Origin of the sequence: Microbacterium sp. NPDC060132 (genome assembly GCF_042729675.1) — a bacterium.
Lineage (GTDB): Bacteria > Actinomycetota > Actinomycetes > Actinomycetales > Microbacteriaceae > Microbacterium > Microbacterium sufflavum.
Window position 1 is genome coordinate 254337 of sequence record NZ_JBHWXU010000001.1, and the last position, 13459, is coordinate 267795.

Sequence of the window (13459 nt, forward strand, 5' to 3'; positions counted from 1 at the left end):
CCTAGGGCGGAGTGCTCCTCCGGCCCGGGCGCGCTGCGGCGATCCGGGCGGGTCACTCGCCCCGCGACACCCGCACCATCTCCTCGCGCGGCACGACCTTCACGCGGGCGCGCTCGTGCGGGGCGCCCAACGCGATCTCGTGCTCGTCGAGGCGGTGCCACCCGTCGAGGTCGGTCCACGCGACGCCGCGTTCGGCCAGCAGCGCCGGGATGGCCTCCTCCGACGGATCCTCCGGGTGCCACCAGGAGCCCTGGTCGTTGATGACGTGCCGCACGGTCTCCATGGCGTCGGACTTCGTGTGCCCGATGAGCCCGACAGGTCCGCGCTTGATCCATCCCGTCGTATAGACGCCGGGCACGCGCTCGTTGGAGTCCTTCGCCAGCACCTGGCCCTCGCGGTTCGGGATCACGCCGTGCTTCTTGTCGAACGGAACACCGGGGAGCGGGGAGCCGAAGTAGCCGATCGCGCGGTACAGCGCCTGCACCGGGACCTCACGGAGCTCGCCCGTGCCGATCGCGCCACCCTGCCCGTCGGGCTTCGTGCGCTCGTACACCAGGGCGGCGACGCGGCCCTGGTCGTCTTTGCGCACCTCGACCGGCTTCGCCCAGAAGTGCAGGTGCAGGCGGCGCGAGGCCGTTCCCCCCGCGTTGTTGACGGAGTCGCGCTTGCGCCACGACTGCAGGATGCGGTCGATCACCATGACCTGCTTGTTGCTGGCGATCGCGTCGCGCGCCGCCTCGTCGTAGTCGAAGTCCTCGTCGTACACGACCATGTCGACGTCGCGCAGCTCCCCGAGCTCGCGCAGCTCCAACGGGGTGAACTTGACCTGGGCCGGACCGCGGCGACCGAACACGTGCACGTCGGTGACAGCGCTCGCCTTCAGCCCCTCGTACACGTTCTCCGGGACCTCGGTCACCAGCAGGTCCTCCGCGTGCTTGGCCAGCATGCGCGACACGTCGAGGGCCACGTTGCCGTTGCCGAGCACCGCGACCGACTCCGCGTCGAGAGGCCACTCGCGCGGCACGTCGGGGTGGCCGTCGAACCAGCTCACGTAGTCGGCGGCGCCGTACGATCCGACCGCATCGATGCCGGGGATGTCGAGGGAGGTGTCGCGGATCGCGCCCGTCGCGAAGATCACCGCGTGATAGTGCCGCTTGAGGTCGTCCAGCGTGATGTCCTCGCCGAAGCGCACGTTGCCGAACAGGCGGATGTCGCCGCGGTCGAGCACATCGCGGAGGGCCGTGATGATGCCCTTGATGCGCGGGTGGTCCGGGGCGACCCCGTACCGCACCAACCCGTAGGGGGCCGGCAGCTGCTCGAACAGGTCGATCGAGACGTCGAACTTGCGCTCGGCCTTCAGCAGGATGTCCGCGGCGTAGATACCGGCGGGGCCGGCGCCGACGATGGCCAGTCGGAGCTTGGTCATGGAGGTCCTTTCGTATGCCGTCGCCGCCGTCACGCGGCGCGAAGCCGCGGGTCGCGTCAGCTCGAGCGCTCGGCGAGGGTCTCGGCGAATCGGGTCAATGCCTCGCGCACGGTGCCGCGCGGCAACGGCCGGAGGGCGTCGATCGCCTCCTGGGTCCACGCATGCGCGAGCTCGAGGGTCTTCTGCGTGACCGGGTGGTCGCGCAGCTCGTCCAGGGGGCCGTCGAGGATCGCGGGGTCGGCTCCGTCCGCGATGAGCGCGACGCCGTCGTCGATGCGGGCCGCCAGGTCTTCGGCCGTCGCATCCTTCTGCGCCTTGAGCAGCAGGTAGGGCATGGTCGGCACGCCGGCGCGCAGGTCGGTGCCCGGCACCTTGCCGGTCTCCTCGGGCTTGGCCGACAGGTCGATCACGTCGTCGAGCAGCTGGAACGCGACGCCGATCTTCTCGCCGTACACCCGCAGCGGCTCCTCGTACTCGGTCGGCGCGTTCGAGAAGATCACGCCCCCCTGCGTCGCCGCGGCGATGAGCGAACCGGTCTTGTCGGCCAGCACCTGGATGTAGAACGCGATCGGGTCGTCATCGGGCTGCGGACCGAGCGTCTCGTGCATCTGTCCGAGGACGAGGCGCTCGAACGTGTCGGCCTGGAGACGGATCGCCCGCTCGCCGAGCCGCGACATGAGCTGGCTGGCCCGGGAGAACAGGATGTCGCCGGTGAGGATGGCGATGTTGTTGCCCCAGACCGCATGGGCAGCGGGCACCCCGCGGCGGCGGTCGGCGCCGTCCATGACGTCGTCGTGATACAGCGATCCGAGGTGGGTGATCTCCAGCGCCTTCGCGACGTCGATCACCTCGGGGGTGTTGCCGTCACCCAGCTGCGCGGCGAGCAGCGTGAGCACGGGCCGGATGCGCTTGCCGCCGGCCTCGTACAGATAGCGGCTCGCAGCGTCGGCCAGCGGATCGGCCACGCGGACGTCATCGGCGAGCCCGGTCTCCACGAGCTCGAGCCCGTCCTCGATCGTGCGGGCCACCCGGCGTCCGGCGGGGCCGATGAACACGCGATCGCTGAAGCCGAGACGGCTCGCCAGTCGCGAACCCGGGGGGTGGGGGCTCGAAGTCACGCTCCCAGCCTACCCGCGTCGGATGCCGCGGTTCGCGCCGTGCTCACGCGGGCTTGCGCGCGCGGTGCAGGGCGACGATGCCGAACGAGAGGTTGCGGTACGCGACGTCCTGCCACCCGGCATCGCGGATCCACGCGGACAGCCGCTTCTGGTCCGGCCACTCGCGGATCGACTCGTTCAGATAGTCGTACGCATCGCCGTTCGTCCCGGCCACCCGGGCCACCCGCGGGAGCACCTGGGCGTTGTAGAAGCGGTACGCCCCGCGGAACAGCTTGCCCGGCGGCGTCGAGAACTCGTTGATCACCAAGCGCCCGCCGGGCTTGGTCACGCGGTAGAGCTCGCGCAGGGCCTTCTTCGGGTCGTTCACGTTGCGCAGCGCGTACGACATGGTGACCGCGTCGAACTCCCCGTCCTCGAACGGGAGGGCGGTGGCATCGGCCTGCACGAAGGACAGGTTGCGCATCGCTCCGTGCCGACGTCGGCCCTCCGCGAGCATGCCCGGCGAGAAGTCGGCCGCGACGACCTGCGCGCCGCTGCGGGCCAAGGACGCCGAGGACGACGCCGTGCCCGCCCCGAGGTCGAGGATGCGCTCCCCCGGCTTCGGCGCCACGGCCCGGGTGGTGGCGGCGCGCCACAGGGCGTCGTTGCCGAAGGTCATGGCCGTGTTCGTGCGGTCGTAGCCCGCCGCGACCTGGTCGAACATGCCGCTCACGCGGGCGGGGTCCTTGCCGAGGTCGGCGCGGTTCTTGTCGTTCGAGGTCACGCGTTCAGTCTAGGCGCGAGATCGAGCGCCTCCAGCCGGTCGAGCCAGACGTCGGCGGTGGCATCGTCGAACGGCGCGACCCTCGCCCGCACCCGCCCCTCCAGGTCGAGCGCGAGCGCCTCCAGGTGGGTCATGACGTCGGCCGGATACCCGTACACGACGCTGTGCTCGGCCCACTCGTCGCGGTCGTCGACCCAGGTGCCGCGCTCCCCCTCCACGCGCACGACGTCGAGGTCCATGTCGATCCCGACGGCACGCAGCGGGTCGTCCGACCACTGCACCTCCCACCCGAGGTCGATGTAGATGCGCAGGCCGCGCGGGTGCTGCCGGTTCACGGTCAGGGCGAAGTCGCGACTCGGCGGGACCAGCGTCACATTGGGCGTCGCGGCGTGGAACTCCGCCCCCGGGCGGACGCTGTGCCAGCCGGCGGGCTGACCGACCCAGTCGCCCCAGTGATCGGCACCCAGGTAGACGCACTCGTGCCGCCAGTGCGGCGACCCGTCCCACTTGCGCCACTGGAAGACCATCTCGGTGCCGGGTGCGGGGCGCGCGTCGCTCATCCGCCCACCCTACGACGCGGGATCGCCGCCGGCGCCGCGGCCTAGGCTGGACACGTGCATCACACCCACCTGGTCGTGGAGACCCGACAGATCGACCCGGTCGAAGACCTCCTCGCCTACGCCGACCCCGCACGCCCCCTCGCCTGGCTCCGCCGTGGAGACGGGATCGTCGCGGTCGGCGAGCCGTTCGCCGAGATCCGTCCGACCGCCGAACCGGGGCAGACGCGTCTCGAAGCCCTCGCGACGTTCTGGCGGGGGCTGTCCGCCCAGGCCGACGTGACCGACCCCCTGGGGCTGCCGGGCACCGGGCTCGTGGCGTTCGGCGCCTTCACGTTCGATCCGTCGTCCACCGCCGACAGCGTGCTCACGATCCCCTCCCGCGTGCTCGGCCGCCACGGCGACCGGTTCTGGGAGACGCGGATCCGCCTGGCCGAGGACACCGCGCGACCCACAGCGCTCGAGACCCGCCCGTACGGTCCGCACTGGGCCGGTACGGTCGGCCCCGGCGCACAGAGCCCCCAGGGCTACCAGGACGCGGTCCGCGCCGCGCTCGAGCGCATCGCCGACGGGGAGCTCAGCAAGGTCGTGCTCGCGCGCGACCTGCGCGGCACCGTCCCCGCCGGGTCCGATCTGCGGCGCCTCGTGCGAGCCCTCGCGACCGGCTACCCCGACACCTGGGCGTTCGCGGTGGACGGGCTCATCGGCGCGAGCCCGGAGACCCTCGTGACCGTGCAGGACCGCACCGTCACCGCGCGCGTGCTCGCCGGCACCATCGGCCGCGGTGCCGACGCCGACGCCGACACGGCCGCGTCGACGCACCTGGCCTCCAGCATCAAAGACCTCGACGAGCACCAGTACGCGGTGCAGAGCGTGCTCACGGAGCTCCGCCCGCACACCAGGGCGCTGGCCGCGAGCGAGCAGCCGTTCCTCCTGAAGCTGCCGAACCTGTTCCACCTCGCGACCGATGTGGAGGGCGAGCTCGAGGAGGGGAGATCGGCCCTCGACCTCGTGCGCGCGCTGCATCCGACCGCGGCGGTCGCCGGCACGCCCTCGGCCGCGGCGGTCTCCACCATCCGCGACCTGGAACCCTTCGACCGCGGGCGCTACGCCGGACCGGTCGGCTGGGTCGACGCGGACGGCAACGGCGAGTGGGCCATCGCGCTCCGGTGCGCGCAGTTCACGGCGACCGGAGGCGCGATCGCGGTGACCGCCTACGCCGGCGCCGGGATCGTGGCGGGATCCGATCCCGAGAGCGAACTGCTGGAGACCCGCGTGAAGTTCCGCCCCCTGGTCGACGCCCTGGCCTGACGACCACAGCCCCGGTCAGCTCGCGGCCAGCCGCCTCTTCTCCGCCTCCACGTCGAAGTCGGCGACGGGCCACTGCGGGTCGATGTCCTGCAGCGCCGCGAGCAGCAGCTCCTGCACCGCGAGCCGCGCGTACCACTTGGCGTTCGCCGGCACCACGTACCACGGCGCCGCGTCGGTCGAGGTGCGGTCGAACACCGTCTGGTAGGCCTGCATGTACTGCGGCCACAGCATCCGCTCGTCCACGTCGCCCGGGTTGTACTTCCAGTGCTTGTCCGGACGCTCCAGCCGCTCCATGAGTCGCGCCTTCTGCTCCTCGGGCGAGATGTGCAGCATCACCTTGACGATGCGGACGCCGGAGGCCGCGACCCGCTCCTCGAACGCGGTGATCGCGTCGTAGCGGCGCTCGATCTCCGCGGCATCGGCGAGCTGCCGCACCCGCCCGATCAGCACGTCCTCGTAGTGCGAACGGTCGAACACCCCGATGAAGCCGGGCTCCGGGAGGCGCTTCTCGACGCGCCACAGGAAGTCGTGCCGCCGCTCCTCCTCGGTCGGGGCCTTGAACGCGGCGAGCGCGACGCCCTGCGGATCCACACCGCCGACCACGTGCCGGACGATGCCGCCCTTGCCCGCCGAGTCCATCGCCTGCAGCACCAGAAGCACCGCGTCCTGCGCCGTGCCGACCCGACTCTGCGCGAACAGACGCTCCTGCAGGTCGTTCAACCGCTCCAGCCCGGCGGCGAGGTCCTCCCTCCCGCGCGACTTGCCGTGGTCGTACCCCGGCGTGGCGTCCGGATCGACATCGGCGAGGCGGAAGCCGGGCCCCACCCGCAGGTTCTGAGTCCAGGTGTGCGCGTTCATACGCACATCCTGCCAGTCACCGCGCCAGCGGCACCTCGATGATCTGACGTCCGCCGTGCGGGGACGTGAGGGCCTGATCCAGCGCCGTCCGGGTCGTGACGCGCTGATACTCCCACCCGTACGCCAGCGCGAGATGCTCCAGGCGCACGCCATGCGGGGTGTAGAAGACCCGGTCGAGATGCGCGGACGGCGCCGACGACGCCACCTCGAGCCCGTCGAAGATCGTGCCGCCGCCGTCGTTGCCGACGATCACCTGCAGCCGCGGCTCCTGCTCTCCGGGCGGCAGCAGCAGCGCCCCGACGTCGTGCAGGAACGCGAGATCACCCAGCAGCACCCGCGTGATCCCGGGGGCGCCGGCGGCCTGACTCGCGACCGCGATACCGGTGGCGGTGGCGATCGTGCCGTCGATGCCCGCGAGCCCGCGGTTGGCGTGCACCGGGACCTTCTTGCCCGCCAGGACCTCGTCGGCCACGCGCACGAGCCGGGACGACCCGAACACGAGGCGGTCGTGCGGCCACGTGGCCCGCCACACCGCGTCGACCAGCCGCTCGCGGTCGAGCGGGCGGCGGACGGCGTCGAGCTCCGCGCGGACGGCGTCGCGCCGGGCGGCGAGGTCGGTGGACGCGAGGGCATCGGCGTCGGGCGCCTGCTCGCTCAGGTCGACGGCCTCGGCAGCCGACGCCCGCATCCACTGCCCGAGCCACTCGCGGTCGGGCTCCCCCGGGGCCACCGTGACCGCCGCGACCGCGCGCGTGCGGTGGTTGAGGTCGAGCTCCTCCCCGCCGCGGCGCACCGCCACGACCTCCACGTCGTGGCGCGACAGCAGCCGCGCGGCCTCACGGCTCAGCGTGGGATGGCCGAACACGACGACACGCTCGATGCGGCCGCCGAGGTCGTCGCGGGAGAGCAGCCGACGGTAGCCGTGCACGAGGCGACGCCCGAACCGCGCGCCGCTCACGACCTCGGCGATCAGCGGCCAGTCCGCCGTGTGGGCGAGCTCCTCCGCGGCGGCACCCGCGTCGGCGCCCGCGAGCACGACCGTGCGCGGACCGCGCGGCAGCACGACCGGCTCGGACACGGCGGCGACCGGTGCCGCGCCGTCGCGCACGTCGACCGGGGGCATCGCCCCGGACAGCGGCTCGCGCGACGGCAGGTTCAGGTGCACGGGGCCGGCGACGCCCGGGACGGCTGCGGTGTCGGCGACGCCCACGGCCGCGGCGACGGCCTCGGCCGCCAGACCCCGCCAGTCGCCGTCGCCCGGCACCGGGGCGTCGACCGTGGCGCGCACCCACGGGTCGAACAGCCCCGGCTGGACGGTGGCCTGGTTGGCGCCGACACCGCGCAGCTCCGGCGGACGGTCGGCCGTGAGCAGCAGCAACGGCACCCCCGCGTGAAACGCCTCCATCGTGGCGGGCAGGAGGTTCGCGACCGCCGTCCCGCTCGTGCACACGACCGCGGCGGGCACGCCCGTCTCGCGTGCGATGCCCAGGGCGGTGAAACCGGCGACGCGTTCATCGATGCGCACGTGCAGCCGCAGCACCCCGTCGTCGGACAGTCGCGCCGCAGCGAGTGCGAGGGCCTGCGAGCGCGACCCCGGCGACAGCACCACGTCGCGCACGCCGTTCGCCACGAGCTCGGCGAACAGGGACGCCGCGGCGTCCGACGCGGGCGACGACGTCACGGGCGCGGATCCGCGGTGGGCGGCTCGTCGGTCTCCTCGTCGAGGCGGGCGAGCTCCTCCTCCAGACGGCGGATCCGGGCGTCCTGCTCGGCCTTGCTGATGCTGCGCAGGAACGCCGGATCGTCATCCGGGGCGAGCGTGCGCTGCACACCCTGATCGTTCGCGCGACGACGGCCGATCACGAACCAGAGGATGCCGCCGATGACCGGGATCAGGACGACGATGGCGATCCAGGCGGCCTTGGGCACACCCCGGTGCCGCGTCGGCGGCTGCACGGCGCAGTCGACGATGCTGAACACCCAGAACACGGCGGCGAGGAAGCCGCCGATGATGAGTAGTCTCGCCACCCTTCCAGTGTAGGCGTGTCCGCGCGGGCGGGGCCCCGGAGAGGCAAAGGCCCCGTTGCTAGACTGCGCGGGTCATGCCGCCTCTCGCGACCACCCGGAGCCCGCGAGCGCGCGCCGAGCGGATCCTGCTCGCCAGGGTCGTCACCGCCGTCGGCCTCGCGCTCCTCCTCGTCGTCGGCGCCTGGTCCACCGCGCACGGCCCCGGCGACAGCCACGCGACCCTGTGCCTCGCCGCCGGGACCTCCGCCGCGGAGGCGGAGACCACGGACGGCGCCCCCGTCGCCGCCGCCGTCGCCGTGGCCGCCCCAGAGGACTCGACCGGAATGGCCGCGGTCGCCTGCACCGCGGCGGCGCTGTGCTGCCTCACCCTGGTGCTGCTCCTCGGCCGCCGCATGCTCCGCGGACCCGGCACGCCGCTCGGCCGGACACCCCGCACGACCCCGCCGCTGCGCGCGACGCCCCGCCCGCGCCGGCTCGCCCCCTCCCTCGCACAACTGTCCCTCTCCCGGACCTGAGCCGTACGACGACTCCGCGCCGCGCCCGCGGCACCCCCATCCGTCGTACCCCTGTCTGGAGAACCCCGTGAGAACCCCTGTCAAGGCGACCCTGATCGCCATCGCCGTCGCCGTCGTCCTGCTGATCGTCGCCATCGTCTGGGCCATCACCCAGCGCGCCGACGAGCCCGACCCCGACGCGGGCCAGCGCCAGCCGACCGTCCGCACCGATTCGCACGTGCTCGACGAGGGCGGTCCCGGCGCCGTCACGGTCGTCGAGTTCCTCGACTTCGAATGCGAGGCGTGCGGCGCCTTCTATCCGATCGTCGAGGAGCTCCGCGACACGTACGACGGCGACATCCGCTACGTCGCGCGCTACTTCCCGCTCCCCGGCCACGTCAACTCGACACAGGCCGCCCTCGCCGCCGAGGCCGCCGCGCAGCAGGGCCGCTTCGAGGACATGTACCACCACCTGTTCGCGACGCAGGCGAACTGGGGCGAGCAGCCCGAGGAGACCCCGGAGGTGTTCCGCGCGTTCGCCCAGGAGCTGGGCCTCGATCTCGCGGCGTACGACGAGGCCATCGCCGACCCCGCCACGCTCGCGCGGGTGGAGCAGGACAAGCGTGACGGCGAGCGACTCGGCGTCACGAGCACCCCCACGTTCTTCGTCGACGGCGAGATGCTCGAGCTGACGGCCTGGGGCGATCTGGAGGACGCGATCGCGAAGGCCGTCGCGGACTGACCCGGCGGCAGCGGAATACCCCGGCCGGGTCCCGCCGGCCGGGGGGACCCGTCGCTACGCTGAGCGCATGTCCGAGGATGCCTCCGCTCCCGCGCGCCCCCTGATCACCGTCGCCCGGCGCATCCCGGCGACCCTCACGATGGTGGGCCTGATCCTGGTCGTCGGCGTCGTCTCACAGGGACTGTGGCGGCCGTTCGAGGATTCGGAGCTGTTCCCCTCGGTCGCGTACGGCCTGCCCAACCTGTCGGACGGCAAATGGTGGACGCCGGTCACCGGCACGTTCTTCGTCAACCAGCCGTGGGTATACCTGTTCACGATCGCCGGCTTCTGGGGCATGGGGTACCTGGAGTTCCGTCGCGGAAGCCGCGTCGCGATCGCCTACTACGTGGTGGGACAGCTCTTCGCGATCTTCGCCACCGCGCTGCTGCTCCTGCTGCTGTCGCAGTTCGAGTGGGCGTGGGCGGCGGAGCAGGCGCGCGCGCTCGACGTGGGCGCGTCCGGGGGCACGATGGCCTGCATCGCTGCAGCCGTCGGCCTGTTCCGTCCCCCGTGGCGGGTACGCGGCTGGCTCATCCTCCTCGGGTTCGTCTTCATCGCGATGATGTTCTGGGGCAAGGTCGCCGACCTCGAGCATCTGCTGGCGGTGCTGCTGATCCTCGCGGTGGACCGCAGCCTGCGCGTGCGGCACACGACGGTCCGCGAGCAGCGCCTCATCGCGGTCATGGCCGTGCTGCTCCTGCTGGCGACCGAGGTCATCACCGTCCTGGTCCCGACCGACGGCCCCTTCGGCCCCACCGCACCCGTCTCCGGCGGATTCCTGGACACCGCGCTCGACGCGGCCGTCATCCTGCTCATCGCGAACGGGCTGCGTCGCGGTCGGCGATGGGCGTGGGTGCTCGCGATCATCCTCGCCAGCCTCAACGTGCTCTCCGGTGCGCTCATCCTGGCGCTGATCATCCTGACCAGCGAGGCACAGCTCGAACTGCAGATCGACGGCGAGACCGAGCTCGCCCTCGCCAGCGGCATGCTCTGGCTGCTGATCCTCGTCTACCTGATCGTGGTGCGGCGGGCGTTCCGAGCCCGACGGCGGTCGAAGCTCGGCGCGCAGCCGGCACCCACGCTCGCCGACCTGGAGAAGGAGCTGAAGACCCACGGCGGCGGCACCCTGTCGTGGATGACCACCTGGGAGGGCAACGCGTTCGCGCGCGTGGACGGCGGCATCGTCGCGTATCAGCGGCGCAACAGCGTGGCACTGGCACTGGCGGATCCGATCGGGCCGCGCGAACGCCGCACCGATGCGGTGCGGGACTTCATCCGCGCGGCGGAGGGCGCCGGGCTCATCCCCTGCTTCTTCAGCGCCGACGAGGCCACGCGGGCCGCGGTGCCGGAGACCTGGCGGAGCCTGGTCGTGGCGGACGACACGATCGTCGACCTGCCGGGCCTGGAGTTCACCGGAAAGCGCTGGAACTCCGTGCGCACCTCCCTCAACAAGGCAGGACGCGAGGACATGACGTTCCGGATGACGCATCTGAAGGAGGAGCCCTGGGGGGTGCAGCAGCAGCTGCGGGCGATCTCCGAGGCCTGGGTCGGCGACAAGGACCTCCCCGAGATGCGCTTCACACTCGGCACCCTCGAGGAGGCGGAGGATCCGGAGGTACGGCTCGCCCTCGCCATCGCCCCCAACGGCGACGTCGACGGCTTCCTCTCCTGGCTGCCCATCTACGGCGAGGGCGGCGTCGTGCGGGGGTGGACGCTCGACCTGATGCGCCGCAGGGAGGGCGGATTCGGCCCCGTCATGGAGTACCTCATCGGGTCGTCCGCGAAGCAGTTCTCCGACGAGGGCGCGCAGATCATGTCGCTCTCCGGGGCTCCGCTCGCGCACGACTACCCGCCGGACGCGGGCATGATCGCGGCGCTCAGCGACCGGCTCGCGGAGGCTCTGGAACCCGTGTACGGGTTCGGTTCGCTGCACCGGTTCAAGCAGAAGTTCCACCCGCGCTACGAGACCATGTACCTGCTGTTCCGCGACGAGAGCGACCTCACCCGGATCGGCGGCGCGTTGACGCGGGCGTTCCTGCCGGATGCCACGCTGCGGCAGTTCGCCGGTGCCGGGCTGGAACTCGTCCGCGGAGGCGGGAAGGACTGAGCCGCGGGGTGCACCGCATCACCGGGGCACCCCGCGGAGCTGTCACTCGGCGGCCACGAGCTCCGCGGGCGCCGGGCCGGAGGGTGCGGGGCGCGGGCGCTTCGCGGTGTTCGCGATGTGGGCGCGTGCCACGACGATCCCCGCGACGGCCATGAGCCCGACCCCGAGCCAGTAGGGGGCGGCGTGGCTCACGGCGGTGTAGAGGGCCGCGGCGATCAGCGGCGCGACCGTGCCCATCGCGGCGTTGAGCGACTGGGTGGCGCCACCGAGCCAGCCCTGCTCGTCGTCGCCGACGGCGTTGGACATCGCGCCGTCCATGGCGGCCTGCGCGGCTCCCTGTCCGGCGGCGAGCAGCAGCGCGCCGACGATGAACAGCCACGGCTGGGCGATCAGCGTCGCGACGACCGCGAGACCGGCCAGGCCGATCGCCTGGGCGACGATGCCGCTGAGGATCACGCCGCGCTCCCCCATCCGCGGAAGCAGGATGGCCAGCAGCACGCCCTGGATGAGGATGTCGACGATCCCCACGCCCGCTGTGAGGAGCCCGATCTGCGTCGGCCCCCACTGGATGGCGTCGAGCGCGAGGATGCTGAAGTTGTTGACGAAGAAGCCGAACGGCAGCGCGAGCAGGCCGAACGCGATCATCAGGCCGCGCAGCTCCCGGCGACCGAACGCCTCGCGGAACACCGCGAACGGCTGCACGGCGCGCAGCGTGATCCGCGGGATGCGGTTCTCGGGCTTCAGGCTCTCCGGCAGCAGGGAGATGCTGAGGATCGCGATCACCAGGGCGACGGCGGCGGTGAGGAACACGGGCAGGCGCAGGTCGATCGCCGCGAGGAGCCCGCCGACGGCCGGGCCGATCATGGTGCCGATGCCGGTCAGCGCTCCGAGCAGGCCGAAGCGCTGTGCACGCTTCTCCGGCGGGGTGATGTCGGCGAGGTAGGCGAACAGCGCGGGCAGGTCGCCCGCCGTCAGCCCCTGGATGACACGGGCGAGCACGAGCACCCAGAGCGCTCCGCCGATGCCGAACAGGGCCATGGAGAACGCGGCACCGAAGGCGGCGGCGATGATGACGGGCCGTCGGCCGAACCGGTCGGAGAGCCGGCCGAGGAAAGGCGCGACGAGGAAGGCGCACAGGCCGTTGACCGCTTCCAGCACGCCGACCCAGAGGGCCAGGTCGCGCTCGTGCGAGACGTACTGCAGCACGACGAACGGCAGCACGGGGAGCACCACCGTCATGCCGATGACGGTGAGCATCGTCAGCACGATGAGCATGATCCAGGCGCGGGTGGCACCACGGACCGAGGAGATGGGTGAAGTCATACCGAAAGTGTAGCGATACCAGTTTTGGTGTCAAGCCACTTTTGTACCGAGCGCGGTAGCCTGGCTCTCATGACCACCCCCGCGCCCCTCGGCCGCCGCGAGCGCAAGAAGGCCGCGACCCGCAAGAACATCTCCGACGTCGCGACGAGGATGTTCCTCGAGCGCGGCTTCGACAACGTCAGCATCCGCGAGGTCGCCGACGCCGCCGACGTCTCCCCGACCACCGTCTTCGCCCACTTCCCCCAGAAGGAGGCGCTCGTCTTCGACGAGGACGACGAGCAGCGCGACCGCCTCGTCGCCGCCGTGCGCGACCGCAGGACCGGCGTCACCATCAACCGCGCGATCCATGACTTCTACGCCGCCGAGATCGGCGCCAACCTCGACGAGCACGGAGACGACGTCGCCCGCACCTTCCTGCGCTTCCTCAACGAGACGCCGGCCCTGCGCGACTACGCGGCGAAGATGTGGCTGCGGCACGAAGACGCCCTCGCCGACGCGATCGCCGAGGAGCTCGGGCTCACCGCCCCCACGGCGGAGATCCGCGTGTACTCCCGGTTCATCCTGCAGATGCAGATCCTCGTGACCGAGAGCGACGACCAGCGCGACATCCTCGAGGCCGGATTCACCGTGCTGGAGGAGGGCTGGGGCCCCGTCGAGAAGCGGCTCACCCGCGACTCCGGCTGAGCGGCTCCC

The 13459-nt window shown here is 72.1% G+C and carries 13 protein-coding genes; 5 read left to right on the forward strand and 8 right to left on the reverse strand.

The features are described 5' to 3' along the window. Nucleotides 1–52 precede the first annotated feature (52 nt). The 4 genes from ACFWCH_RS01335 to ACFWCH_RS01350 are packed head-to-tail and all read right to left on the reverse strand — an operon-like array spanning nucleotide 53 to nucleotide 3867. On the reverse strand, nucleotides 53–1426 hold the full coding sequence (locus ACFWCH_RS01335) for an FAD-dependent oxidoreductase (RefSeq protein ID WP_378802724.1): 1374 nt from the start codon (nucleotides 1424–1426) through the stop codon (nucleotides 53–55). Between the two features lie 56 nt (nucleotides 1427–1482). Beyond that, nucleotides 1483–2544 carry a polyprenyl synthetase family protein gene (locus ACFWCH_RS01340; protein WP_136028851.1) on the reverse strand — a complete coding sequence of 354 codons (1062 nt, stop codon included), beginning with the start codon at nucleotides 2542–2544 and terminating at the stop codon, nucleotides 1483–1485. Nucleotides 2545–2587: 43 nt separating this feature from the next. Next, nucleotides 2588–3307: a class I SAM-dependent methyltransferase gene (locus ACFWCH_RS01345; protein WP_136028849.1), complete on the reverse strand. Its 720-nt coding sequence runs from the start codon at nucleotides 3305–3307 to the stop codon at nucleotides 2588–2590. Further along, nucleotides 3304–3867 carry a DUF402 domain-containing protein gene (locus ACFWCH_RS01350; protein ID WP_378802725.1) on the reverse strand — a complete coding sequence of 188 codons (564 nt, stop codon included), beginning with the start codon at nucleotides 3865–3867 and terminating at the stop codon, nucleotides 3304–3306. The genes ACFWCH_RS01345 and ACFWCH_RS01350 overlap by 4 nt, the downstream gene beginning before the upstream one ends. 54 nt (nucleotides 3868–3921) lie before the next feature. Here ACFWCH_RS01350 and ACFWCH_RS01355 point away from each other — a divergent pair, with 54 nt between their 5' ends. Next, complete coding sequence (locus ACFWCH_RS01355) at nucleotides 3922–5175, forward strand: isochorismate synthase MenF (protein ID WP_378802726.1); 1254 nt, start codon at nucleotides 3922–3924, stop codon at nucleotides 5173–5175. Between the two features lie 15 nt (nucleotides 5176–5190). Here the strand turns inward: ACFWCH_RS01355 and ACFWCH_RS01360 are convergent, their stop codons facing one another. From ACFWCH_RS01360 to ACFWCH_RS01370, 3 genes are read right to left on the reverse strand one after another with little or no spacing between them, the layout of a single operon-like run. After that, nucleotides 5191–6033 (reverse strand): polyphosphate kinase 2 family protein, encoded by an 843-nt coding sequence (locus ACFWCH_RS01360; RefSeq protein WP_206252856.1) that lies wholly within the window; start codon nucleotides 6031–6033, stop codon nucleotides 5191–5193. 16 nt (nucleotides 6034–6049) lie between these two features. Continuing rightward, nucleotides 6050–7714 (reverse strand): 2-succinyl-5-enolpyruvyl-6-hydroxy-3-cyclohexene-1-carboxylic-acid synthase, encoded by a 1665-nt coding sequence (gene menD, locus ACFWCH_RS01365; RefSeq protein ID WP_378802728.1) that lies wholly within the window; start codon nucleotides 7712–7714, stop codon nucleotides 6050–6052. After that, nucleotides 7711–8061, reverse strand: a complete 351-nt coding sequence (locus ACFWCH_RS01370) for a PLD nuclease N-terminal domain-containing protein (protein WP_136028489.1) — start codon at nucleotides 8059–8061, stop codon at nucleotides 7711–7713. Before ACFWCH_RS01370 ends, menD begins: the two co-directional genes overlap by 4 nt. 74 nt (nucleotides 8062–8135) lie before the next feature. On the opposite strand from ACFWCH_RS01370, the gene ACFWCH_RS01375 reads away from it, so the two are divergent. The 3 genes from ACFWCH_RS01375 (at nucleotide 8136) to ACFWCH_RS01385 (ending at nucleotide 11443) form a co-directional block, all read left to right on the forward strand. Further along, entirely contained in the window at nucleotides 8136–8576 is a 441-nt protein-coding gene (locus ACFWCH_RS01375) for a hypothetical protein (RefSeq protein ID WP_378802729.1), read from the forward strand. Between the two features lie 67 nt (nucleotides 8577–8643). Further along, on the forward strand, nucleotides 8644–9297 hold the full coding sequence (locus ACFWCH_RS01380; protein ID WP_378802730.1) for a DsbA family protein: 654 nt from the start codon (nucleotides 8644–8646) through the stop codon (nucleotides 9295–9297). Between the two features lie 67 nt (nucleotides 9298–9364). Then, complete coding sequence (locus tag ACFWCH_RS01385; protein WP_378802732.1) at nucleotides 9365–11443, forward strand: bifunctional lysylphosphatidylglycerol flippase/synthetase MprF; 2079 nt, start codon at nucleotides 9365–9367, stop codon at nucleotides 11441–11443. 42 nt (nucleotides 11444–11485) lie between these two features. Here ACFWCH_RS01385 and ACFWCH_RS01390 read toward each other — a convergent pair whose 3' ends face one another. Continuing rightward, nucleotides 11486–12766, reverse strand: a complete 1281-nt coding sequence (locus ACFWCH_RS01390; RefSeq protein WP_240744482.1) for an MFS transporter — start codon at nucleotides 12764–12766, stop codon at nucleotides 11486–11488. Nucleotides 12767–12835: 69 nt separating this feature from the next. Here ACFWCH_RS01390 and ACFWCH_RS01395 point away from each other — a divergent pair, with 69 nt between their 5' ends. Beyond that, entirely contained in the window at nucleotides 12836–13450 is a 615-nt protein-coding gene (locus ACFWCH_RS01395) for a TetR/AcrR family transcriptional regulator (protein WP_136028668.1), read from the forward strand. Nucleotides 13451–13459: the final 9 nt, after the last annotated feature.